Here is a 23,218-nt window from a genome sequence, read left to right on the forward strand (position 1 = left end):
TGTGTTTATTGCGGTTTTTAGAAGAACTATTACACTGTTCAAACCCTTACTAAAGTAAGCGGAGGCGGAAGATGATGAATTAGCGGAAATGCGAAGTAATATTAATTTATAAAAAAGTGTTGCAATCAATCTCTATACATGATATATTCTAAGTCCGGCCAAGAAATACACATGCCGAGCTCGAAAAAGAAGTTAAAAAAGAGCTTGACATTAAATAGCCGAACATGATATAGTATAAGAGTTGCTGCTGAGACATTAAATGGCGTCAACGAGAACTTGATCTTTGAAAACTGAACAACGAGTGAGTAGGAAATCACGAAAGTGAAATCCAAAACTGATGAGTTTCACAGCGTATTTCACGCTTTTGAAATTTCATCGTGAGAATTAATTTTCTCGTCAGATGTTTCAAAATGAGCATATCGCTCTTTTCAATACTAATTGGAGAGTTTGATCCTGGCTCAGGACGAACGCTGGCGGCGTGCCTAATACATGCAAGTCGAGCGGAGTCATTTTGAAAGCTTGCTTTCAAAATGACTTAGCGGCGGACGGGTGAGTAACACGTAGGCAACCTGCCCCTTAGACTGGGATAACTACCGGAAACGGTAGCTAATACCGGATAATTTCTTTTTTCTCCTGAAGAAAGAATGAAAGACGGAGCAATCTGTCACTGAGGGATGGGCCTGCGGCGCATTAGCTAGTTGGTGGGGTAACGGCCCACCAAGGCGACGATGCGTAGCCGACCTGAGAGGGTGAACGGCCACACTGGGACTGAGACACGGCCCAGACTCCTACGGGAGGCAGCAGTAGGGAATCTTCCGCAATGGACGAAAGTCTGACGGAGCAACGCCGCGTGAGTGATGAAGGTTTTCGGATCGTAAAGCTCTGTTGCCAGGGAAGAACGTCCGGTAGAGTAACTGCTATCGGAGTGACGGTACCTGAGAAGAAAGCCCCGGCTAACTACGTGCCAGCAGCCGCGGTAATACGTAGGGGGCAAGCGTTGTCCGGAATTATTGGGCGTAAAGCGCGCGCAGGCGGTCATTTAAGTCTGGTGTTTAAACCTTGGGCTCAACCTGAGGTCGCACTGGAAACTGGGTGACTTGAGTACAGAAGAGGAAAGTGGAATTCCACGTGTAGCGGTGAAATGCGTAGATATGTGGAGGAACACCAGTGGCGAAGGCGACTTTCTGGGCTGTAACTGACGCTGAGGCGCGAAAGCGTGGGGAGCAAACAGGATTAGATACCCTGGTAGTCCACGCCGTAAACGATGAGTGCTAGGTGTTAGGGGTTTCGATACCCTTGGTGCCGAAGTTAACACAGTAAGCACTCCGCCTGGGGAGTACGGTCGCAAGACTGAAACTCAAAGGAATTGACGGGGACCCGCACAAGCAGTGGAGTATGTGGTTTAATTCGAAGCAACGCGAAGAACCTTACCAGGTCTTGACATCCCTCTGAATCTGCTAGAGATAGCAGCGGCCTTCGGGACAGAGGAGACAGGTGGTGCATGGTTGTCGTCAGCTCGTGTCGTGAGATGTTGGGTTAAGTCCCGCAACGAGCGCAACCCTTAACTTTAGTTGCCAGCAAGTAATGTTGGGCACTCTAGAGTGACTGCCGGTGACAAACCGGAGGAAGGTGGGGATGACGTCAAATCATCATGCCCCTTATGACCTGGGCTACACACGTACTACAATGGCCGGTACAACGGGAAGCGAAGCCGCGAGGTGGAGCCAATCCCATCAAAGCCGGTCTCAGTTCGGATTGCAGGCTGCAACTCGCCTGCATGAAGTCGGAATTGCTAGTAATCGCGGATCAGCATGCCGCGGTGAATACGTTCCCGGGTCTTGTACACACCGCCCGTCACACCACGAGAGTTTACAACACCCGAAGTCGGTGGGGTAACCCGCAAGGGAGCCAGCCGCCGAAGGTGGGGTAGATGATTGGGGTGAAGTCGTAACAAGGTAGCCGTATCGGAAGGTGCGGCTGGATCACCTCCTTTCTATGGAGAATCGTCTTCTGCAATGAAGACATTCAAATCGGGAGTTAAACTTCCACAATCTCAGGTTTAGGCCTGTTACTCACTCGTTGCTCAGTTTTGAGAGTTTAAGCTCTCAGTAAGACTTGATCCTTGAAAACTGGATACCGAAACGAATTTGCGTTTTAGAACATCTTTTAGCAACTTGTGCAAACAAGTAAATGTTATTAGTGAGATGATTCCAAAAGAGATATCGTATGATATTTTCCTGCGGAAAAATCAAGGTTAAGCTAATAAGAGCACACGGAGGATGCCTAGGCGCCAGGAGCCGACGAAGGACGTGGCGAACAACGAAACTGCCTCGGGGAGCTGTAAGCAAGCTTTGATCCGGGGGTGTCCGAATGGGGAAACCCAGCTGTGGTAATTCGCAGTTACTCACATCTGAATACATAGGGTGTGTAGAGGCAGACCAGGGGAACTGAAACATCTAAGTACCCTGAGGAAGAGAAAACAATAGTGATTCCGTCAGTAGCGGCGAGCGAACGCGGAACAGCCTAAACCTAAGAGCTTGCTCTTAGGGGTTGTGGGACGTCTCACATGGAGTTACAAAGGAATATGGTAGGTGAAGAGGTCTGGAAAGGCCCGCGATAGAGGTAAAAGCCCTGTAACCTAAACTGTGTTCTCTCCGAGACGGATCCCGAGTAGTGCGGGGCACGTGAAACCCCGTATGAATCCAGCAGGACCATCTGCTAAGGCTAAATACTACCTGGCGACCGATAGTGAAACAGTACCGTGAGGGAAAGGTGAAAAGCACCCCGGAAGGGGAGTGAAATAGAACCTGAAACCGTGTGCTTACAAAAAGTCAGAGCCCTATCTATGGGTGATGGCGTGCCTTTTGTAGAATGAACCGGCGAGTTACGTTTAACATGCAAGGTTAAGTCGAGAAGACGGAGCCGCAGCGAAAGCGAGTCTGAATAGGGCGACTCAGTATGTGGACGTAGACCCGAAACCGTGTGATCTACCCCTGTCCAGGGTGAAGGTGCGGTAACACGCACTGGAGGCCCGAACCCACGCACGTTGAAAAGTGCGGGGATGAGGTGGGGGTAGCGGAGAAATTCCAATCGAACTCGGAGATAGCTGGTTCTCCCCGAAATAGCTTTAGGGCTAGCCTCGGTATAAGAGTAGTGGAGGTAGAGCACTGATTGGGTGCGGGGTCCGCAAGGATTACCAAGCTCAGTCAAACTCCGAATGCCATATACTTATTGCCGGGAGTCAGACAGTGAGTGCTAAGATCCATTGTCAAAAGGGAAACAGCCCAGACCATCAGCTAAGGTCCCCAAGTGTGTGTTAAGTGGGAAAGGATGTGGAGTTGCACAGACAACCAGGATGTTGGCTTAGAAGCAGCCACCATTGAAAGAGTGCGTAATAGCTCACTGGTCGAGTGACTCTGCGCCGAAAATGTAACGGGGCTAAACACACCACCGAAGCTATGGCTAGATACGTATGTATCTGGGGTAGGGGAGCGTTGTATGTGGGTTGAAGGTGTACCGTAAGGAGCGCTGGACAGCATACAAGTGAGAATGCCGGTATGAGTAACGAAAAGATCAGTGAGAATCTGATCCGCCGAAAGCCCAAGGTTTCCTGAGGAAGGCTCGTCCGCTCAGGGTAAGTCGGGACCTAAGGCGAGGCCGAAAGGCGTAGTCGAAGGACAACAGTTTGAAATTACTGTACCACCGTAATCCGCTATGAGCGATGGGGTGACGCAGGAGGGTAGTGACGCGGACTGATGGATATGTCCGTCTAAGCAGTGAGGCTGATGTGTAGGAAAATCCGCACATCATTAAGGCTGGGCTGTGATGGGGAGCGAAAATTGTAGTAGCGAAGGTCATGATCTCACACTGCCAAGAAAAGCCTCTAGCCAGGAGAAGGTGCCCGTACCGCAAACCGACACAGGTAGGCGAGAAGAGAATTCTAAGGCGCGCGGAAGAACTCTCGTTAAGGAACTCGGCAAAATGACCCCGTAACTTCGGGAGAAGGGGTGCCCCGGTAGTGTGAATAGCACGAGGGGGCCGCAGTGAAAAGGCCCAAGCGACTGTTTAGCAAAAACACAGGTCTGTGCGAAGCCGCAAGGCGAAGTATACGGGCTGACGCCTGCCCGGTGCTGGAAGGTTAAGGGGAGTGGTTAGGGGTAACCCGAAGCTATGAACCGAAGCCCCAGTAAACGGCGGCCGTAACTATAACGGTCCTAAGGTAGCGAAATTCCTTGTCAGGTAAATTCTGACCCGCACGAATGGCGTAACGACTTGGGCGCTGTCTCAACGAGAGATCCGGTGAAATTTTAATACCTGTGAAGATGCAGGTTACCCGCGACAAGACGGAAAGACCCCATGGAGCTTTACTGCAGCTTGATATTGAATTTGGGTACGATCTGTACAGGATAGGTGGGAGCCGTAGAAATCGGAGCGCAAGCTTCGGTGGAGGCGCCGTTGGGATACCACCCTGATCGTATCTAGGTTCTAACCTAGTGCCCTAATCGGGTACGGGGACCGTGTCAGGCGGGCAGTTTGACTGGGGCGGTCGCCTCCTAAAGAGTAACGGAGGCGTTCCAAGGTTCCCTCAGAATGGTTGGAAATCATTCGAAGAGTGCAAAGGCATAAGGGAGCTTGACTGCGAGACCTACAAGTCGAGCAGGGACGAAAGTCGGACTTAGTGATCCGGTGGTACCGCATGGAAGGGCCATCGCTCAACGGATAAAAGCTACCCTGGGGATAACAGGCTTATCTCCCCCAAGAGTCCACATCGACGGGGAGGTTTGGCACCTCGATGTCGGCTCATCGCATCCTGGGGCTGAAGTAGGTCCCAAGGGTTGGGCTGTTCGCCCATTAAAGCGGTACGCGAGCTGGGTTCAGAACGTCGTGAGACAGTTCGGTCCCTATCTGTCGTGGGCGCAGGAAATTTGAGAGGAGCTGTCCTTAGTACGAGAGGACCGGGATGGACGTACCGCTGGTGCACCAGTTGTTCCGCCAGGAGCATGGCTGGGTAGCTACGTACGGACGGGATAAGCGCTGAAAGCATCTAAGCGTGAAGCCCCCCTCAAGATGAGATTTCCCAATTAGTAAGACCCCTTGAAGACGACGAGGTAGATAGGTTGGAGGTGGAAGTGCAGTAATGCATGGAGCTGACCAATACTAATCGGTCGAGGGCTTATCCTATACTTAAAATGCAAATTCAATTCGGATTCAGTTTTCAGGCGATTAAGCCTGAGCATTACGCTGTAATGCCCGTTTGGTGGCGATAGCGGAGGGGTTCCACGCGTACCCATCCCGAACACGACCGTTAAGCCCTCCAGCGCCGATGGTACTTGGACCGAAGGGTCCTGGGAGAGTAGGACGCCGCCAAGCGGACAACCACATTACCCGTGGTATTTTTTTTGCCCTTAATATTCGTATGTCTTAAAAGGGCCTTTAGCTCAGCTGGTTAGAGCGCACCCCTGATAAGGGTGAGGTCGGTGGTTCGAGTCCACTAAGGCCCACCATATTCCCTGATAGCTCAGTTGGTAGAGCACTCGACTGTTAATCGAGTTGTCACAGGTTCGAGTCCTGTTCGGGGAGCCATTTATGGAGAGGTGTCCGAGTTTGGCCGAAGGAGCACGATTGGAAATCGTGTAGGCGCCACAAGCGTCTCGAGGGTTCGAATCCCTCTCTCTCCGCCATGAATTTACTTCCCTGTTAGGGATGAGAAGCCTTGGTGGTTCGTTGAAGCATAAGCTTCGTTAGGAATGCTTCGCAATCTCGATAGTAGTGAGAGTATCCCTCTCTCTCCGCCATAAAGTTTATTAGCATGGCCCGTTGGTCAAGGGGTTAAGACACCTCCCTTTCACGGAGGTAACATGGGTTCGAATCCCATACGGGTCATAACATGGAGGCTTAGCTCAGCTGGGAGAGCATCTGCCTTACAAGCAGAGGGTCGGGGGTTCGATCCCCTCAGCCTCCACCATATTCATTTAAGAACGACGCGGGGTGGAGCAGCCCGGTAGCTCGTCGGGCTCATAACCCGAAGGCCGCAGGTTCAAATCCTGCCCCCGCAACCAATTTACATTTATGCATTATGTCTGTGGAACCGTGGTGTAGTTGGCCTAACATGCCTGCCTGTCACGCAGGAGATCGCGAGTTCGAATCTCGTCGGTTCCGCCATTTAGTTAATTATTGTTGGGGATTAGCCAAGCGGTAAGGCAACGGACTTTGACTCCGTCATGCATAGGTTCAAATCCTATATCCCCAGCCATTTATGAGAGCCATTAGCTCAGTTGGTAGAGCACCTGACTTTTAATCAGGGTGTCGAAGGTTCGAGTCCTTCATGGCTCACCATTATTTTTAAAGTGTGCGCGTGTGGCGGAATGGCAGACGCACCAGACTTAGGATCTGGCGTTTCACGACGTGGGGGTTCAAGTCCCTTCACGCGCACCATATTTTGCGGAAGTGGCTCAGCGGTAGAGCATCGCCTTGCCAAGGCGAGGGTCGCGGGTTCGATTCCCGTCTTCCGCTCCATAATTTTTGCGCCCTTAGCTCAGCTGGATAGAGCGTTTGACTACGAATCAAAAGGCCGGGAGTTCGAATCTCTCAGGGCGCGCCATTTTTATTAATAAGTCATTACATGTTTTGACGGGATGTAGCTCAGCTTGGTAGAGCACCTGGTTTGGGACCAGGGGGTCGCATGTTCAAATCGTGTCATCCCGATTTTATACCTTTGCGGGTGTAGTTCAATGGTAGAACTTCAGCCTTCCAAGCTGATAGCGTGGGTTCGATTCCCATCACCCGCTTATAATTAAGAAACACCTGTCTATTATAGGCAGGTGTTTTTTTGTATAGTTACATTCATATGGATACAATAGAACTTAGGGCTTTTAGTTGAGGAGGTAGCTATGTTTGAATTCGAAGCTAAATTAGTGCGACCTGATGCAAGTGGGAGCTGGACTTATCTTAACGTCCCTTTTGATGCCGAACAAATATTTGAAACAAAGTCCAGGGTACAGGTAAAAGGAACTGTAAATGGAATCCCCTATAGAGGAACGCTTATGCCCCATGGAAACGGAAAGTATTTTATGGTGGTAAAGAAAGAACTACGGGATCTAGCCAAAGCTCAACCTGGTGATATTGTGCGTGTGACGATGGAGCAGGATCATCAATTACGAGAGGTAGAAGCTCCAGAGGATTTCCTTGATGCGCTGAGTAGCCATGAGCAGGCAGAAGCTTATTACAACGGTCTGGCTTATTCTTATCAGAAGGAATATGTATCTTGGATCGAAGCGGCGAAAAGACCTGAAACCAGAGCATCTCGTATCGAGAAATCAGTTAGCAAGCTCGCAGATGGATTGAGGCTAAAATAAAAATACGAATAATCGATGCAAGGTATGAACATAAGAACAGCGTCCCTTTCCCGTCATAAGGAAGAGGACGCTGTTTACGTTGGTGGATATGCGTGGGTTGGCTTAAATAAGAACGGCTACCTCACCACAATTCACAAACTTAATACTTTCGATCATTACCGACAGTTCACCTGAAGGTATGGCTAACTGGCATGTGCTACCGATCTGAGCTAACAGTAGCTGCATGCCAATAGGCGAGAACATTGAAATCTTGTTATCATTGGGTTCAGCCTGGTTTGGAAATACGATGGTGTAGGTATCTGTAGTATTGTCGTCTAAGTAACGAAGCTGAAGCTGACTTCCAATCAATACGAGTGAGTTCAATTCTTCTCCATTAAAACGGGATAGTAATTGTTCCAGCTCGGAGCAATAACGGGACAGCAACGTTTCAGCATGGCTTCTTTGTTTACTTCGTTCCGGGAAATATTGATTTAGAAATGCGATTTTTTCCTCATCAAAATATATAAGCTGCTGGACCAATTGTGTCCTTGAGCCTTCATAAATTAGACTATGGTTCATAGTAGATTTCACCCCCTCTAAGTAGCACATTCTTTGCAAATTTGTTATGACGCGTTGCCATATTAAAATCCCTCCTATACAAATAGAGGTCCCCTAGAGGGAACCTTCTGATCAGTATAACAGCTTCTATATGTAAATCCAATCCATTTTGTAAAGGCAATTAATTCTTACTAAATATTGTATTTAAAACGTTTGACTATTACATATTTGGGTGCTATGATAGGCTGATGTTATAGGCATTTCGTAGAAAACTGCGGAATGCCTATACTATATTTCGATGATGTTTTTACATTAATGTTACCAGGGGAGTGATACGCGCCATGTACATTTCGTTGAGTTTACCTATAGAATCTAGACATAAAAATTAACTAATAAATTTATCAAAGGAGAGATCAGGATGATTCAAGTAAAAGAGTTTGTAGATGCGGATAATTCGTATGCTGAGAATAAGGCAAATGAGTTCTTGGCAGGGCTGCGGGAGGAACAGATTGTGAATATTTGTTACGGTTCGATAGTTAAATCTTCACGTGATGGGGCAGAGCATCAAAGAAGCACAATACTGGTCGTGTATAAGACAAATGAAAGGCAATAATTGGAATACGTTTTTTTCATGCTTATCGGTTGTCTCCACGCTGTGCATCGTGATCGTTCTTATGTATTATATGTTTAGCTAATTAGCCCCTAAATTGGAATACTTAAATCGATAACTTTTCTTACAAACAAAGAGGACCTTTCCCATTACGGGTAAAGGTCCTCTTTGTTTGTATAAGTGCATTTACAGTCTTACACTCCGTCTGGGACAGATAATCCTAAACCGGATGCGACACGCTGCCCCAATTCTGGATCAGCTTTATAAAAATGTACAATTTGACGAAGTTTAATATCGTTACTTTCAACGGGTGTCATAGCGCCTACGATATTTTGAACAAGACGGGTACGTTCTTCTTCACTCATCAGGCGATACAAGTCACCAGGTTGTGTGTAATGATCATCACTATTATAAGAGACACTGTCGGCATTTCCAGATACTTCGAACGGTGATGTTTTGTACTGTGGTGCCTCTTTAGGTCCACCTAAGCTGTTAGGCTCGTAATAAGCACCGGATCCGCCATTGTTGCCGAGTGCCATACCGCCGTCACGTTGATAGTTCTTCACTTCTACCTTTGGACGGTTGATAGGCAGGCTGTTATGGTTAGGTCCTACACGGTGACGGTGAGCATCGCCGTAAGCAAAAAGTCGACCCTGCAGCAATTTATCAGGAGAAGCTTCAATACCAGGGACGAAAGAGCCAGGAGAGAATGTAACTTGCTCTACTTCCGCGAAGTAGTTCTCTGGATTGCGATCCAATACCATGCGGCCAACCTCAATTAATGGATAATCCTTTTGTGACCATACTTTGGTAACATCAAATGGATCAAAGCGGTAAGTCTTTGCATCTTCGATCGGCATAATCTGTACGTAGAGCTTCCACGCAGGGAAATCTCCTTTATCAATAGCATTGAACAAGTCCTCTGTATGATAATCTGGGTTCTCCCCAGCGATTTTGGTAGCAAGTTCTGGATCAAGATTCTTAATCCCTTGTTCTGTTTTGAAGTGATATTTCACCCAGACGGCATTGCCTTCGGCATTTACCCACTTGAAGGTGTGGCTTCCGAACCCGTGCATATGTCTCAGCGTAGCTGGAATTCCGCGATCTGACATCAAAATCGTAACCTGATGTAGAGATTCCGGTGATAAAGACCAGAAGTCCCAAACCGCATTAGGGTTCTTTAGGTGTGTCTGTGGATCACGCTTCTGTGTATGAATAAAATCAGGGAACTTGATTGCATCACGAACGAAGAATACAGGTGTATTGTTACCTACGAGATCATAGTTTCCTTCTTCGGTATAGAATTTCACAGCAAAACCACGAGGGTCCCGTACAGTATCAGCAGAACCTAGCTCACCAGCTACCGTTGAGAAACGGATGAACAGAGGTGTACGCTTGCCTACCTCAGACAAGAAATTTGCTTTTGTATATTGGGTCAAATCTTGAGTGACCTCAAAGTACCCATGAGCGCCAGCGCCTTTAGCATGAACGACGCGTTCAGGAACACGTTCTCTGTTAAAGTGGGCTAATTTCTCAAGCAGATGAACATCTTGCAGCAAAGTAGGACCGCGATCACCGGCTGTCATTGAGTTTTGATTGTCGCCTACTGGAGCACCCCAGCTGGTTGTAAGATTATTATTGGAGCTCATTAATAGAATCACCTCGTAAGATTTGATTTTAGATTTAGTATAAGTTCTATATTAATGTTTTTTGGAGAAAATGCAATACTTTTTGAATAATTGGCACATTACAGTATGTGGTAATCGCCGTCACATTCAGAAGTATATGATAGATCTAGTGATTAATTGCTAACCAGAATTAAAAAAGAAACAGCGTACCTCTACCATCGCTGGAGGGGTACGCTGTACTTTTTTGAAAGAAAGATATCCGTTTTCTACACTTATTATTTAATATACATTCTGTTGTAATATTCATCTAGCATTCGTTTGGTGGCAAATTCGGTACGAGTCGTTTCAATACTCTTCTTCATCATTTGTACCCACTTGTCCTGATTCTCGTAATAGGTAGGGAGTACACGATTTAATAAGGTGTCGTATAACGCATCACTATCATGCTTATCCAGAACCTCGAAGTCGGTTGTCTCAAAGCCGTCTCCAATCTGCCAGCCATTCTCGCCATCTATACAGGCTTCCGGCCACCAGCCATCTAGTATGGAACAGTTCAATACGCCGTTCATAGCTGCCTTCATCCCGGAGGTTCCGCTTGCTTCCAGTGGTCTACGCGGATTGTTCAGCCAAATATCAGAACCGCGAGTCAGCTGTGCTCCGATAGTCATATCGTAGTTCTCCAAGAAGACAACACTTTTTGGATATTTTTTCATCATCGCCACTAGATTGCTGACAATTTTTTTGCCGTTATCATCGAGCGGATGGGCTTTGCCAGAGAAGACGATTTGTATTTTTCCAGACTCCAGATAAGGCTCAATAATTTCCGGCTGCGAGAAAATCAGGTCACTACGTTTATAAGGAGCAGCTCTGCGTGAGAAGCCAATGAGTAGATTGTCAGCATTTAGACTAATGCCGGACCGTTCTTTGATAAAATCAATCAGTTCACTCTTAATTTCTTGATGTACTGCCCATAGATCGCCATTTTCTTCATAGGCTTGCGTGATTCTTTCATCTACCCAAGTAGGGGTATGAATAGCATTAGTAATACCAATGATGTCCGATCTTCCAGCAACCTCTTTCCACATTTTATTAGCTGTATCCGCATGAAGCTGCGCTACTGCATTAGATATGCGGGAGAGTCGCAGACCGGCAACCGTCATGTTGAACGGATCACCACCGATTCGCTCCATCTGCTCGCGGGTTAAACCATTGAATGCACTCATGTACTCTAGGCGATCTAGTGGATGGGTTTCGTTGCCTTCTTTTATCGGCGTATGTGTAGTGAACACAACCTCTTCCCGAGTAGCTTTCCAAGCTTCCTCAAAGGTGTTGCCTCCTGACATTTTCTCACGGATTAGCTCGATGGCTGCTAAGGCTGCATGACCTTCGTTGAAATGATAGACATCAATCGGAATTCCTAGCGCACGCATAGCTTTGACTCCACCGATACCCAGTACGATCTCTTGTGCGATTCGTTCCTCGCCAAACCAGCCGTACAATTGTCCGGTAATCCAGGCATCATTATTCTCGGGGATATCCGTATCCAGTAAATACAACGTGCTGTTGCCAAAATAATCAGTCTTCCATACTTTGCACACCACATCGGTCTTTCTGACTTTAACGGTTACCTTAACCCCTGTATCTTCTAGAAAATCATAAACATAATTGTGATAGGAGTCGTAAGGATTTCCGTTCGCATCAATCTTTTGGTCCGTATAACCTTGTTTCCACTTCAGCCCAATAGGGATGATAGGAGCGTTGATATCTTTGGCTCCCTTAATGTAGTCACCGGCAAGAATTCCAAGCCCTCCGGCATACATTTTGAAATCGGAATGTAACCCGTACTCCATACTGAAATAAGCTACTGATGGTAATTTTTGTTCGTTCACTTGATAAGCCTCCTAATCGCGGATTAGATTGAATTGCAGTAAAGCTGCTGGCATTATCTACGATGCAAACGTTTGCTCAAAAAACGGTCGACAATCGTTGTGGAAGCGATTGCACAACATTATTCTAGCACACTTTATCTGTAAAAGCATAACGTCGATTTGGTGAAAATAGCCAATTAGGGGCAAAATCGACGGAAGTGATTGATAAAGTGAAGGGAAGACCCTAAGATAAAGAGATTGAAGAAATAATTAATGGTGGTGTCTAAGTTGGGTATAGTTGTGATTGGAAGCTTAAATATGGATATGGTAGTACGTACGAACCGGGCACCGAATGCAGGAGAAACACTTATGGGACAAGCATTTGCTCTATCTCCCGGTGGAAAGGGAGCGAATCAAGCCGTTGCCGCAGCCCGTCTAGGTGCTGAGGTTAGTATGATCGGCAGCGTCGGAAAAGATACCTTTGGAAGCGAAATGCTGGAGATTATTAAGCAAGAGGGTATTCATATAGAGCATATCTCGGTGAGTGAAACTGAGGCAACGGGTGTAGCTTCAATCGTTATTGAAGAAGATGGAGAGAATCGGATTATCGTTGTACCCGGAGCGAATATTGATCTATCTGTGGACGATATACAGGCGTTAGAGTCTGTGATTAGCCAGGCTGAGATGATTGTGATGCAGCTTGAAATGGAACTGGCGATGAGTGAGCATGCTATTGCCATTGCACATCGTCATGGAATTCCGGTCATTCTGAATCCAGCACCAGCAAGAGTGCTTAAAGATGAGATGCTGGGTCAAGTATCGTATCTGACTCCTAATGAGACTGAGGCGGGGATTTTGACTGGAATGACGGTAGATAGTTTAGAGACTGCTGAGCAGGCGGCCCGTATTTTGCTGCAAAAGGGTGTTAAGAACGTTATCGTTACCTTGGGATCTAAAGGTGCATTAATCGTTAATGCTGAGGGTGCTAAGTCAGTTCCGGGATTCCCGGTCAAGGCGATAGATACGGTTGCTGCGGGAGATTCATTCAATGGGGCATTAGCCCAGCAATTGGTTTTAGGCAAAACGTTGGAAGAAACTGTGAGCTTCGCTAACGCTGTTGGAGCACTGGCTGTAGGGAAAGAAGGAGCAATCCCATCGCTACCACAGTTATCAGAGGTTGAACAGTTTCTAAACATGTATCGGTAGTAGAATAAACAAGTACAGAATCTATAGTAGACGACTGGATAAGGGGCTGAAATTATGAGCAGGACAGTAACTGTTAAAAATGTGATCATCGGCGAAGGAATTCCTAAAATATGTGTTCCGTTGATTGGAGCTACCTTGTCTGAATTGAAACAGGAAGCCGAAGCGTTGAAAGAACTGAGTCCCGATTTGGTGGAGTGGCGGACGGATTTTTTTGATGAAGTTGAAGACGTAGAGGCGGTTAAGTCAGCGTTAAAACAAATTCATTCTGTAATTCCGGAGTTACCACTGATTTTTACTTTTCGGAGTGCCAAAGAAGGCGGCGAAAAGCAGGTCAGCACGGAATATTACATAGCGTTGAATATAGCTGCTGCCGAAAGCGGATTAGCAGATATAATAGATGTTGAATTATTCAATGAGGAACAGGATGTAAAGTTACTAGTCGAGACTGCTCATACTCATAACGTGGCTGTTATTATATCGAATCATGATTTTCACGGAACACCTTCTCAAGAGGAGATCATCTCGCGGCTATGCAAGGCACAGGAGCTTGGCGGAGATTTGCCCAAAATCGCGGTGATGCCTCAGGATGCGGGGGATGTGCTGACTTTACTAGAAGCTACCCATAAGATGAAAGAACAATATGCGGACCGCCCGATTATAACGATGTCCATGGCGGGAGCTGGGGTAATCAGCCGTTTAGCCGGTGAAGTTTTCGGTTCAGCGCTAACCTTCGGAGCGGCGCATAAACCTTCTGCACCAGGTCAGATTGCTGTGGTTGAGCTGCGCAATGTACTGTCGCTGCTGCATCGCAGTCTATAGGAGTTATTGCAAGGTTACGAATAATAGAAATAGAGCGGCAACCGGATTTCCGATGCCGCTCTATTTCTATTTCATTATTTTGTTCCCGTGTATACGTGAACAGCATCCCTTAAGAAAGCAGCAAGTCCAGGACTCCGCTTGTCATAATACTTGGTAAAACGCTCATCATCAACATACATTTGCGCAACACCAGCATGCGCCTCTTTGGAATAGGAATCCCAGTAGAAGGAGAGCCACTGGCGGTGCAGGTCAGCACTTTTTTGCGCCAATACACTGGCAGGATCTCCATGCTCCATTGCCTGCACTAGCGTCTCGAACATCTCCTCCTCAAGCTGCTGTATAGCCGCATATTGCTCCTCTGACATGCCTTTAAGCTTCTTGTTGGATTGATCCACGGTGCTGTCCCCGTATTTCTCCCGAATTTCTTGACCGTATTTCTTCTCGTTATCGTCTACCAGCTTTTGCTTAAAGCCTTCGAATTTTTCAGCGTCACTCATGGTCATTCTCCCTTCTTGGTGAGCCAGCGTCTGTTCGACGTTAGCAATTAATAGATCTAATTGATGTCTCTTTTCAAGCAGCTTGTCATGATGCTCCCGTAGCGCCTTGGCCCCGTCGAAGGACGGTTCGGTCATTATAGCTTTGATTCGTTCCAGGCTTAAGCCAAGCTCTCGATAAAATAAAATTTGCTGTAGTAGATCTACTTCGGCACGGCCATAGATACGATACCCCGAGGAGTTGATTCTCGCCGGCTTAAGAATGCCAAACTCATCGTAGTAGCGCAGGGTTCGCGTGCTGATTCCAGCTAGCTCTGCGAGCTTCTGTACTGTGTATTCCGTAGTATCACCTCCTACAAACTCAATGTACACCTTTACGTAGCGTGAAGGTCAAATGTTTTTTTAGCGTACCCAAAACAGCGGCAGTTACCCGCTGAAGATCATTGGGAAGACTGCCGCTGTTATAGTTTGCTGATGTTTGAAGTTATTTTTGACCCATCTGCGCCGCAAAATAATTTTGTAATTCCTCTAATTTCCGAGGATCGGTTAGGGTGGTTTTGTCTGAGAAGTAGTGTTCAAGAACAAGGTCCCAGGTTGGCACTATTTTTTGTGAGTTCATCGCTTTAATGGCGATTTTGACCGTCTTGCGTTCTTTGGCATTAGAGAAGGTATCTACGTAATGCTGTGAGCGCTCGAAATCCAGCTCTTTAAACACAGCGCGGAAGATCTCCGAAGTCATCTTTGCATCATCCAGTGCTCGGTGAGCAGATCCAGAGGGCTCTAGCTCAAACAAAGCCATTGCACCTTCAACACTAATATCATTACTAAGGCCGCGAGCCCGCAGCACACCCTTCAGTAAATCAAAATACGTTGCGGACATCCAGTAGGAATCGTCCATTTTATGCATGCGCACATCCTGAATGATACGCTTCATGTCCTCGCCGCCCCAAGTTAGTAGCAGAACTCCGTCTGTACTTAGATCAAGCCACTCTCTAAAAGCAGTGATGACTTTCGGGAAGCGGGGTGCAATATCGATTTCCTCTTGGGGAATCCCGGTTTTTTTCTTAATAAAAGAATTAAGGGTAGAGAAATATATGGGTTTGATCAAGGAAGAGAATTCATCCTTATACTGCAATGAAGAGTCTAACCGGACAGCTCCAATCTCAATGACCTCCATAGGGTGCTCGCTGGCAAACTTACGGCCGTTGAATTCGATGTCCAGAATAATATAATCCACAGGTACTTGCCTCCGTTCCATGACTGACGCTGTAGTGCTTAATACGTCGACTACTCTATTTTAACAAAAAAAGCGATGTAATGGGGAGTATGGGAACAAGCTAATATTGGAACATAAAAAAGAACCTGCACTATGCGGGTTCTTTTTATAACTATAAATGAGCAAAGATGATTGCAGACAATAAAGTAAGACGATTAATGCTCTGGAACGGAAGCAGGTTCAGGCTGATGAATTGGCTGTTCCAGCAGGACAGATCCATCTTCAAGACGAAGCCAGGTATCGAAGTCTTGGGTGCCTTGGGTCAGTCTGATGACGCGTGCGCCCCGCATAAAGCCTTCTTTTCCATAAGTATTGTAGCCGGTAGCACGGCCATAGGAAAGACGTATGCCATACAGGCTGCCCGTAAAATCATTGATATGGTCATGTCCGCAGAAGGTGCCCAGCACATCACCCATTTCAAGCAAAGCCGAGAATAATCCCGAGTTAACCTCAGGTGAGCATACACGCTCATACTTATACCCATGACAGACTTGTGTAGACCAGACCTCACGATATTCGGGAATCGGGATATGGAAGAAAGCTAATGCAGGCAGCCTGTTCTCAGCAGTTTTAGGATTCAACCGAGCGGATTCAGCAGTTAGCCAGTTAATCTGATTCCGACTAACCCAATTGTAGCCAGGGATATGCTCCATCTCGGAGTAGCTGCCGGAGTCAACAAAATAAAGGACAGCGGCTGCTTGGCCATCGTGATCTTTTATTTCAAGTGTGTAATTGCCTGAGCCTTCAAGATCCTCTGGACCGGCTTCGGCCAGACAGTGGGGATGTTCCAATGCAATCTGCATCAGTTCACTGCGGGAAATCAGAGTTTCTGTATCATGATTGCCAAATACGAAGGCCCAAGGGGTACCTGTTTTCTCAACAGCAGCGACAGCATCCCGAAATGCTTGGGCAGGGTCTTCACACGCCTGTTCACCAGGTGAGACAGGGGCAGTGTAAATCAGATCTCCCGTGAAGACCACAAGATCAGGTTGTTCCGCTTCCAGAACGCGTTCCATTAGTTCCCGAGTACGCTGATCTTCGGCTCTTCCATCCATCCAGTGAAGATCAGTGAACTGTACAATTTTCAAGGTTCCATCTTGCTGAAATGATAAGCTGTGTCTCATTGGGGGTATCTCCCTTACTGTGTAATATTGTTAGCCGATCCAGATCCGCTGTGTGAAATGATCTCCTGAGTTTCTACCAATCATAATATCAAATTCTCCGGGCTCGTAGACCAATTGATCGTCTTTTCCGTAGAACATCAGCATATCTCTAGTGATCTCGAAAGAAACCACTTGTTTTTCATGCGCTGCGAGTGTAATTTGCCGGAAGCCCTTCAGTTCTTTGACCGGGCGAACGACACTTGCGCTGACGTCGTGGATATAGAGTTGAACGGTTTCCTTACCGGCGATGTCTGAAGTATTCTCCACCTCAATGGAGGCAACAATCCGATCGGCAGCATCAACATTGAAGTTGCTGTAATCAAAACTGGAATAGCTCAGACCATAGCCAAAGCAGAAGAGAGGGTCATTAGGGCAATCCAGATATCGAGTTACATATCGTACATTGGGATATAGGGGATCATAGGGACGCCCCGTCTGATAGGCATTGTAATAGATAGGAATTTGTCCAACCGAGTAAGGGAAGCTCATAGATAAACGACCGGATGGATTATAATCTCCGAACAGCACATCAGCTAGTGAGTTTCCGGATTCTGTACCTAGAAACCAGGCTTGCAGCAAAGCGTCGCTGGCCTCAAGAACAGGTTTTAGTTCCAGTGGTCGGCCGCTAAATACAATGGTAACAATCTTTTTGCCAGTATCTTTCAAACGCCAGATCAGCTTCTCCTGATTGGTCGACAAGCGCAGATTGGTTTTGCTTCCGCCTTCCCCGGTATCCTGCTGATTCTCACCTACAGCAGCGAGAATTACATCGCAATCCTTCAGGCGCTGGAAGGCTTCTTCGATTTCATCCTCTACATCAAAAACACCCTCCAGCATGCTTCCCAGCTCACCCGTCATGGCCGTAATAATATCTGCGGCAGATGTTTTTTGAGAAATGCCGTTGTAGAGTGATACGGCCGGGTCTTTTTCCGTTCCAGACCAGCCGCCCAGCACATGAATAGAGGTAGCGAAGGGACCAGCCAATCCAATCTTCATACCGCGTTTAAGGGGCAGAGCGTCATTGTCATTTTTCAGCAGTACCACTGAGCTGGCACCCAGCTCTCTCGCTGCTTGTAAATTCTCCGTGCTCGGCGTGGGCGCCTCATCTACTAACGGGTCTGCATCCTTGAATGGATTGTCAAACAAGCCGAGGGCATCCTTAAGTTCTAGCACTCGGATAACGGCTTCATCGATCAAAGAGACATCCAGCTTGCCTTCCTCGACCAGACCGGCACCGTGGTTTAGATAATGGGTGGACATCATTTCAATATCAAGTCCTGCAGCTATACTTTTCTCCGCTGCTTCACGGCCATCCTCAGCTGCACCATGAGGGATTAGCTCATTGACGGAATTGAAATCGGCAATGGTAACGCCGTTGAAGCCCCATTCCTCACGCAAAATTCCCCGGAGAAGTTTGGAATTACCGCTTGCTGGTATACGGTCAATCGTATTGAATGCGGCCATCACCATGGCTACACCAGCATCTACAGCAGCTTTATAGGCTGGTAGATAGAACTCACGTAATACGCCGAGGGACATATCGACCGTATTATATTCTCGACCGCCTTCGGGAGCGCCATAACCGGCGAAGTGCTTCACACAGGCAGCGATACGACCTTTTTCTTTTAGGTCTTTGCCCTGATAGCCCCGTACCATGCTCTCAGTTACACGGGCATTCAGATAAGGATCCTCACCGGACGTCTCCATCACCCGTCCCCAGCGCGGATCGCGTACGAGATCTGTCATAGGTGAGAAAGTGAGATGGATGCCGGCAGCTGCGCTCTCTTTGGCTGCAACTTCAGCAAATCGCTCGCAAGCTTCCATATCAAAGCTACAACCTATCGCAAGCGGGATCGGAAGAATTGTTCTGTAGCCATGAATGACATCCGCCATGAAGAGCAGAGGAATCTTCTGACGACTGGCTTGCAAATGCCGGGTCTGCAGATCAATCACATTTCTAGCTCCAATACCATTCAGAACACTTCCTATGTTCTCCATCACCTGTGGCTGAATGTTCAGTTCTTTAAATGGGCCGGTTAAATCCACGGTATCATCCAAACCCCAATAGTGAGGGCCTAGCTGGGTTAATTGGGCCAGTTTTTCTTCCAGAGTCATATCGTTCACAAGATCTTGGATAAAAGATTTAGTCATGGTTAACACCTTCCTCGTGAGCGCATTGATAGTTATTGTGACAATTAGATGTGCTATACCAATAAGAAAGCGCTTGCGATTTCTGTTCGCCGCTGCTTTAAGCCGGAGAGGATTCCGAGTAAAGGATAGCTTTCAATACCCTGTTCCGTGTGCATACGCAGATTAATATTATTGGATGAGACATGTAATAGATCGGTACGGGGAGTTCAACGTCAGACGTCATAGATAGAGGCTGACATGTTATGAAAGAACAGATAGAAACGTTTCCATAAACGATACATATCGATCTTAGTCCGAAGGCCATAAAAAGTCAATTATCTTCGTGAAATCGGCCGATTCATTATATTTAGGTTGTAAAATGTGATTTTTATTACTAGAAAAACAAAAATAAAATGAATTGACAGCGCATACATCTAGGGAGTATGATTTTCGTACAGGGAGTTTCAAAGAAATTATGGAAACGTTTCTATATCATCCGATACGCCTTATCATAAAGGATGAGCAATCAGTTTTAAGCTGGTTGCGGGACAGGAAAGGAAGCTAAGTTATGCATCTGACGAAATGCATTTTTCAAATTGGAGGTGGGCTCATTGGCAAGAATTAAGCTTGCGGGTGGAAATATTGTCCGGGAAGTCATTAAGAACAAAGTGCTTTTTCTAATGTTGCTGCCTGTAATTCTATACTTTATTATTTTTCACTATGCGGTAATGCCTGGCGCTTACGTCGCATTCGTAGATTACAAGCTCAATAAGGGTATTTTCGGTAGTAATTTCATTGGCCTTAAGAACTTTGAGTTCCTGTTTCAAAACGGTGATCTCTGGAATATTACCAAAAATACACTACTCTACAATGTTGTATTTCTTGCCTTGGGGAATATTATTCAAATCGTTTTCGCCATTATGTTATCTGAAATAGCAGGTAAGTGGTTCAAGAAGATAACGCAGTCCGTCATTCTTCTTCCAAACTTTATCTCAATGGTTATCGTCGGTGTATTTGCCTACAACTTGTTCAACTTCAACTCAGGTTTTATTAATACGATGTTTGTAAGCTTGGGGTTAGATCGTTATGAATTTTACTCTGACCCTGGGATTTGGAAGTATATCATTGTTGCCTTTAAGATTTGGGCTGGAACTGGATACGGTATGATTGTCTATTTGGCAACCATCACAGGAATTAATCATGATTTGTATGAGGCGGCCTATATGGATGGGGCTACGACCTGGCAGCGGATTCGCTACATGACTCTTCCAATTCTGAAGCCTACTTTTATTCTATTGCTGTTGTTCGGATTGGGTGGCATTCTTAAAGGCTCCTTCGACCTATTCTACAACCTGATTGGTACTAACTCCGTGCTGTATCCGCAGACGGATATCATTGATACCTATGTCTTCCGTTCATTAGTGGGGCAATTCAACTTCTCCATGGGTGCGGCAGTCGGCTTCTATCAATCCTTATTCGGTCTGATTCTGGTACTGGTGATAAACTTTATTGTTCGTAAGGTCGAACCAGACAGCGCATTATTCTAAATTCAGAAACGAAATAGGGGTGATATCAGTGGAACAATCAAAAATCAAGCAGGATTCTGGCAGTATTCTCATTAAAGCGGTCAGCTATCTCTGCATTACAATCTTTGCACTATTTTGTGTATTTCCTTTTGCATTAATGATCTCTTCCTCGTTCATGAATGAACAGGAAATTGTCCGTGAAGGCTATAAGCTCTGGCCAAAGGAATTCTCATTAAAGGCTTATGAATTGCTGTTGAATAACTCTGGCAAACTAGTAAGTGCTTATCAGGTTACGATTTTTATCACCGTAGTAGGTACGGTACTTGGACTATTCATGATGTCAATGGCTGGGTTCGTACTTAACCGAAAAGATTTCAAATATCGTAATTTCTTCTCCTTTATGATTTACTTTACAACGCTTTTCAGCGGTGGTTTGATTCCAACGTATATCCTGATGGTCAAACATCTTCATATGAAGGACAGCTTATTCGCCATGATCCTTCCGGGTGTAGTGGGCGCTTGGTCCATCTTCCTAATGCGTAACTTTATGAAAGCTATTCCGGATTCTCTATATGAATCCGCTACAATTGACGGCGCCGGTGACTTCCGCATCTATTGGCGGATATTCATTCCACTAGCAGTTCCATCCTTAGCAACAATTGGATTGTTCTCGGCACTGGGCTTTTGGAATGAATGGTATAACGGAATGTTGTATATCGACGATCCGACGAAGTATCCGCTTCAATACTTCTTGCAGCGAATGGTCAATCAGGCGAATCTCGGAGCGCTAGTCAATTCGGGGGCGGTAATCAATACTGCTGATCTTCCGACGCAATCCATTAAAATGGCTACAGCTGTGCTAGCTACTGGACCTATTATTCTTCTATATCCATTTGTGCAGCGTTACTTCGTAACAGGCCTCACAATCGGGGCAGTAAAGGGTTAATGGACGTTTCCTTTTCATAGGGCGTTTATTATAAATCAAGCAATCATTATTAACAGAAAAAAAGGGAGGTTTACCTAATGAAAGGTAAAAAAACGGCGTCTTCTTTACTAGCTGTCCTAATGCTTACGGGGGCACTTACAGCTTGCTCATCATCCAAAGACAATGCTTCTAGCAATGATGCAGCAGCTACTAAATCACCAGAAACATCTGCTAACAATACAGGAGGAGTCGATACTTCCAAAGAAGCTAAGCTGACGTACTACTTGTGGGGCAGTGAAGGTGTTCAAAATAAGGCGATTCTAGCTGAGATTAACAAAAAACTCAAGGCAGATATCAATACAACTTTAGAAATTAAATATATCGACTGGCCAGATATTGCAACGAAATATCCATTGCTATTTGCTTCTGGTGAAACATTTGATTTGTCACATGCTTCTCCTGGAGCACCGGTAAACTACTATACATTAGCAAGTGAAGGTGCGTTGGTAGACATTACTGACATGCTCGACAAAGTTGCTCCTAAGCTGAAGGCAGAAATTCCAGCAAGTGTGTGGGAAAATACGAAGGTCAAAGGTAAAATCTATGGTGTTCCGAGTCTTTATAGCGAATATACACCAAGCGGTTATGCTTATCGTGTAGACTTGCTGAAAAAATACGGCATGGAAAAAATTGCATCTATCGACGATATGGTTAAATACATGGACAATGTAGTTGCCAATGAATCATTCCCACCTATTAATGGTAAAGCTGAAGATGCACAAAATATGTTCAGAATGCTCGTAGATACTACTGGTCAGTGGCTTAATGCACCAGGGATCTCAACAAATGAAATCAATTTAGTGACTAAGAGCGCAGAGGACTACAAAACAGTGTTCTCTCCAGCCTACACCCAAGAATTCGAAGATTGGGCTGTGAAGATGCGTGAATGGGCAGACAAGGGATACTGGGGCAAAGATGTACTGTCCTCATCACTTGGAAGCAAGGATAACTTCAGAGCAGCAAACTCCGCGGGTTACTTGACGCATACTCAGGACTGGCTCGGTCAATATGGCGGGGATAAGACTGCACTACCAGGGGTAGAAACTGATTTCTATACTTTTGCAGAAGCTAACAAGAAGATTAAACGTAAAATGGGTGTTGATAACTCTACCGTAATTAGTGTCAACTCTGAGAATCCAGAGCGTTCTTTGATGGTAATCGAGAAGTTCATGACTGACGAAAGCTACTACAACCTCATCCAAAACGGTATTGAAGGTAAGCAATATGTCATGGAAAATGGAGTTAAAAAGCAGCCTGCAGGCTTCAACGAAAAAACAGACGGCGGAGGTTTCGCTGCTTGGTCACTTCGTAATGACAAATTCGTAGTTCCTACGGACACAGAGAACCCAATCCGTAACTCTCTGTTCGCAGAGTGGGATAAAGTGGCTATCAATGATCCATACAACGGCTTTACTTTCGATCCAGCGAATGTAACTACAGAAATTGCTTCCATCTCCAACGTGAATTCCCAGCTTGGTATTCAATTGATGCTTGGTAAAACAAGCAAAGATCCTAAAGCTGCTGTAGCGGATTACCGTGAGCAACTGAAAAAAGCAGGAATTGACAAGGTTATTGCCGAAGTAGAAAAGCAATTGGCTGAGTTTGTTCCGGTGAACTAAAG

The 23,218-nt window shown here is 46.1% G+C and carries 14 protein-coding genes, 14 tRNA genes and 3 rRNA genes; 24 read left to right on the forward strand and 7 right to left on the reverse strand.

Translation table 11 applies throughout. The annotated features are described in order from the left end of the window. Window positions 1–435 precede the first annotated feature (435 nt). From ACDZ28_RS12520 to ACDZ28_RS12605, 18 genes are all read left to right on the forward strand, one after another. Window positions 436–1,993: ribosomal RNA gene (locus ACDZ28_RS12520) — 16S ribosomal RNA — on the forward strand. 259 nt (window positions 1,994–2,252) lie between these two features. Further along, window positions 2,253–5,181, forward strand: a 23S ribosomal RNA gene (locus ACDZ28_RS12525). 72 nt (window positions 5,182–5,253) lie between these two features. Then, window positions 5,254–5,370, forward strand: a 5S ribosomal RNA gene (gene rrf, locus ACDZ28_RS12530). Together the 16S, 23S and 5S rRNA genes with 14 tRNA genes alongside form the textbook arrangement of a ribosomal RNA operon. Before the next feature lie 57 nt (window positions 5,371–5,427). Next, window positions 5,428–5,504: transfer RNA gene (locus ACDZ28_RS12535), tRNA-Ile, on the forward strand. 3 nt (window positions 5,505–5,507) lie between these two features. Next, window positions 5,508–5,583, forward strand: a tRNA-Asn gene (locus ACDZ28_RS12540). A 5-nt stretch (window positions 5,584–5,588) separates the two neighbouring features. Continuing rightward, window positions 5,589–5,681, forward strand: a tRNA-Ser gene (locus ACDZ28_RS12545). 130 nt (window positions 5,682–5,811) lie between these two features. Then, window positions 5,812–5,883: transfer RNA gene (locus ACDZ28_RS12550), tRNA-Glu, on the forward strand. Window positions 5,884–5,889: 6 nt separating this feature from the next. After that, window positions 5,890–5,965: transfer RNA gene (locus ACDZ28_RS12555), tRNA-Val, on the forward strand. Window positions 5,966–5,982: 17 nt separating this feature from the next. Further along, window positions 5,983–6,059: transfer RNA gene (locus tag ACDZ28_RS12560), tRNA-Met, on the forward strand. Between the two features lie 25 nt (window positions 6,060–6,084). Next, window positions 6,085–6,162, forward strand: a tRNA-Asp gene (locus tag ACDZ28_RS12565). Window positions 6,163–6,178: 16 nt separating this feature from the next. After that, window positions 6,179–6,253, forward strand: a tRNA-Gln gene (locus tag ACDZ28_RS12570). Between the two features lie 7 nt (window positions 6,254–6,260). Continuing rightward, a tRNA-Lys gene (locus ACDZ28_RS12575) sits at window positions 6,261–6,336 on the forward strand. A 15-nt stretch (window positions 6,337–6,351) separates the two neighbouring features. Continuing rightward, a tRNA-Leu gene (locus ACDZ28_RS12580) sits at window positions 6,352–6,435 on the forward strand. A 6-nt stretch (window positions 6,436–6,441) separates the two neighbouring features. Then, window positions 6,442–6,516 (forward strand) — tRNA-Gly (locus tag ACDZ28_RS12585). Between the two features lie 8 nt (window positions 6,517–6,524). Then, window positions 6,525–6,601, forward strand: a tRNA-Arg gene (locus ACDZ28_RS12590). A gap of 30 nt (window positions 6,602–6,631) precedes the next feature. Continuing rightward, window positions 6,632–6,705: transfer RNA gene (locus ACDZ28_RS12595), tRNA-Pro, on the forward strand. Between the two features lie 12 nt (window positions 6,706–6,717). Next, a tRNA-Gly gene (locus ACDZ28_RS12600) sits at window positions 6,718–6,788 on the forward strand. Window positions 6,789–6,890: 102 nt separating this feature from the next. Beyond that, on the forward strand, window positions 6,891–7,355 hold the full coding sequence (locus tag ACDZ28_RS12605; protein WP_339289282.1) for a YdeI/OmpD-associated family protein: 465 nt from the start codon (window positions 6,891–6,893) through the stop codon (window positions 7,353–7,355). A gap of 102 nt (window positions 7,356–7,457) precedes the next feature. On the opposite strand, the gene ACDZ28_RS12610 is transcribed toward ACDZ28_RS12605, so the two are convergent. Next, window positions 7,458–7,913 carry a GreA/GreB family elongation factor gene (locus ACDZ28_RS12610; RefSeq protein ID WP_042124251.1) on the reverse strand — a complete coding sequence of 152 codons (456 nt, stop codon included), beginning with the start codon at window positions 7,911–7,913 and terminating at the stop codon, window positions 7,458–7,460. A 397-nt stretch (window positions 7,914–8,310) separates the two neighbouring features. On the opposite strand from ACDZ28_RS12610, the gene ACDZ28_RS12615 reads away from it, so the two are divergent. Then, complete coding sequence (locus ACDZ28_RS12615; RefSeq protein ID WP_042124253.1) at window positions 8,311–8,505, forward strand: sporulation protein Cse60; 195 nt, start codon at window positions 8,311–8,313, stop codon at window positions 8,503–8,505. A 191-nt stretch (window positions 8,506–8,696) separates the two neighbouring features. Here the strand turns inward: ACDZ28_RS12615 and katA are convergent, their stop codons facing one another. Further along, window positions 8,697–10,151 (reverse strand): catalase KatA, encoded by a 1,455-nt coding sequence (gene katA / locus ACDZ28_RS12620; RefSeq protein ID WP_375104834.1) that lies wholly within the window; start codon window positions 10,149–10,151, stop codon window positions 8,697–8,699. A 254-nt stretch (window positions 10,152–10,405) separates the two neighbouring features. Next, window positions 10,406–12,019, reverse strand: coding sequence for an alpha-glucan family phosphorylase (glgP, locus tag ACDZ28_RS12625; RefSeq protein WP_375104835.1), 1,614 nt, complete (start codon window positions 12,017–12,019; stop codon window positions 10,406–10,408). Window positions 12,020–12,271: 252 nt separating this feature from the next. On the opposite strand from glgP, the gene rbsK reads away from it, so the two are divergent. Together rbsK and aroD are read left to right on the forward strand one after the other, a co-directional pair. Next, the gene (rbsK, locus tag ACDZ28_RS12630) at window positions 12,272–13,204 is read left to right on the forward strand and encodes a ribokinase (RefSeq protein WP_375104836.1); all 933 of its coding nucleotides are present in this window, start codon (window positions 12,272–12,274) and stop codon (window positions 13,202–13,204) included. Between the two features lie 54 nt (window positions 13,205–13,258). Further along, complete coding sequence (gene aroD / locus ACDZ28_RS12635) at window positions 13,259–14,023, forward strand: type I 3-dehydroquinate dehydratase (protein WP_375104837.1); 765 nt, start codon at window positions 13,259–13,261, stop codon at window positions 14,021–14,023. A gap of 74 nt (window positions 14,024–14,097) precedes the next feature. On the opposite strand, the gene ACDZ28_RS12640 is transcribed toward aroD, so the two are convergent. From ACDZ28_RS12640 to bglX, 4 genes are all read right to left on the reverse strand, one after another. Then, a complete protein-coding gene (locus ACDZ28_RS12640; protein WP_375104838.1) occupies window positions 14,098–14,889 on the reverse strand; it encodes a MerR family transcriptional regulator in 792 nt (263 codons plus the stop codon). Between the two features lie 112 nt (window positions 14,890–15,001). After that, complete coding sequence (locus tag ACDZ28_RS12645) at window positions 15,002–15,754, reverse strand: exonuclease domain-containing protein (protein WP_375104839.1); 753 nt, start codon at window positions 15,752–15,754, stop codon at window positions 15,002–15,004. Between the two features lie 194 nt (window positions 15,755–15,948). Next, a complete protein-coding gene (locus ACDZ28_RS12650; RefSeq protein ID WP_375104840.1) occupies window positions 15,949–16,917 on the reverse strand; it encodes a metallophosphoesterase family protein in 969 nt (322 codons plus the stop codon). Between the two features lie 30 nt (window positions 16,918–16,947). Next, window positions 16,948–19,107: a beta-glucosidase BglX gene (gene bglX, locus ACDZ28_RS12655; protein ID WP_375104841.1), complete on the reverse strand. Its 2,160-nt coding sequence runs from the start codon at window positions 19,105–19,107 to the stop codon at window positions 16,948–16,950. A gap of 590 nt (window positions 19,108–19,697) precedes the next feature. Between bglX and ACDZ28_RS12660 the strand changes: the two genes are divergently transcribed. The 3 genes from ACDZ28_RS12660 (at window position 19,698) to ACDZ28_RS12670 (ending at window position 23,216) form a co-directional block, all read left to right on the forward strand. After that, window positions 19,698–20,633 (forward strand): sugar ABC transporter permease, encoded by a 936-nt coding sequence (locus ACDZ28_RS12660; protein ID WP_231574041.1) that lies wholly within the window; start codon window positions 19,698–19,700, stop codon window positions 20,631–20,633. Between the two features lie 28 nt (window positions 20,634–20,661). Continuing rightward, a complete protein-coding gene (locus tag ACDZ28_RS12665; protein ID WP_339289297.1) occupies window positions 20,662–21,558 on the forward strand; it encodes a carbohydrate ABC transporter permease in 897 nt (298 codons plus the stop codon). Window positions 21,559–21,635: 77 nt separating this feature from the next. Further along, window positions 21,636–23,216: a DUF3502 domain-containing protein gene (locus ACDZ28_RS12670; protein ID WP_339268871.1), complete on the forward strand. Its 1,581-nt coding sequence runs from the start codon at window positions 21,636–21,638 to the stop codon at window positions 23,214–23,216. Window positions 23,217–23,218: the final 2 nt, after the last annotated feature.

The sequence above is a fragment of the Paenibacillus sp. RS8 genome (assembly GCF_041956825.1).
Taxonomy (GTDB): domain Bacteria; phylum Bacillota; class Bacilli; order Paenibacillales; family Paenibacillaceae; genus Paenibacillus_AQ.

Bases quoted from the DNA above. Each gene is read 5' to 3' on its own strand.
- ACDZ28_RS12605 (WP_339289282.1), top strand. From the start codon at position 6,891: ATGTTTGAATTCGAAGCTAAATTAGTGCGACCTGATGCAAGTGGGAGC.
- ACDZ28_RS12610 (WP_042124251.1), bottom strand. From the start codon at position 7,913: ATGAACCATAGTCTAATTTATGAAGGCTCAAGGACACAATTGGTCCAG.
- ACDZ28_RS12615 (WP_042124253.1), top strand. From the start codon at position 8,311: ATGATTCAAGTAAAAGAGTTTGTAGATGCGGATAATTCGTATGCTGAG.
- katA (WP_375104834.1), bottom strand. From the start codon at position 10,151: ATGAGCTCCAATAATAATCTTACAACCAGCTGGGGTGCTCCAGTAGGC.
- rbsK (WP_375104836.1), top strand. From the start codon at position 12,272: ATGGTGGTGTCTAAGTTGGGTATAGTTGTGATTGGAAGCTTAAATATG.
- aroD (WP_375104837.1), top strand. From the start codon at position 13,259: ATGAGCAGGACAGTAACTGTTAAAAATGTGATCATCGGCGAAGGAATT.
- ACDZ28_RS12650 (WP_375104840.1), bottom strand. From the start codon at position 16,917: ATGAGACACAGCTTATCATTTCAGCAAGATGGAACCTTGAAAATTGTA.
- bglX (WP_375104841.1), bottom strand. From the start codon at position 19,107: ATGACTAAATCTTTTATCCAAGATCTTGTGAACGATATGACTCTGGAA.
- ACDZ28_RS12670 (WP_339268871.1), top strand. From the start codon at position 21,636: ATGAAAGGTAAAAAAACGGCGTCTTCTTTACTAGCTGTCCTAATGCTT.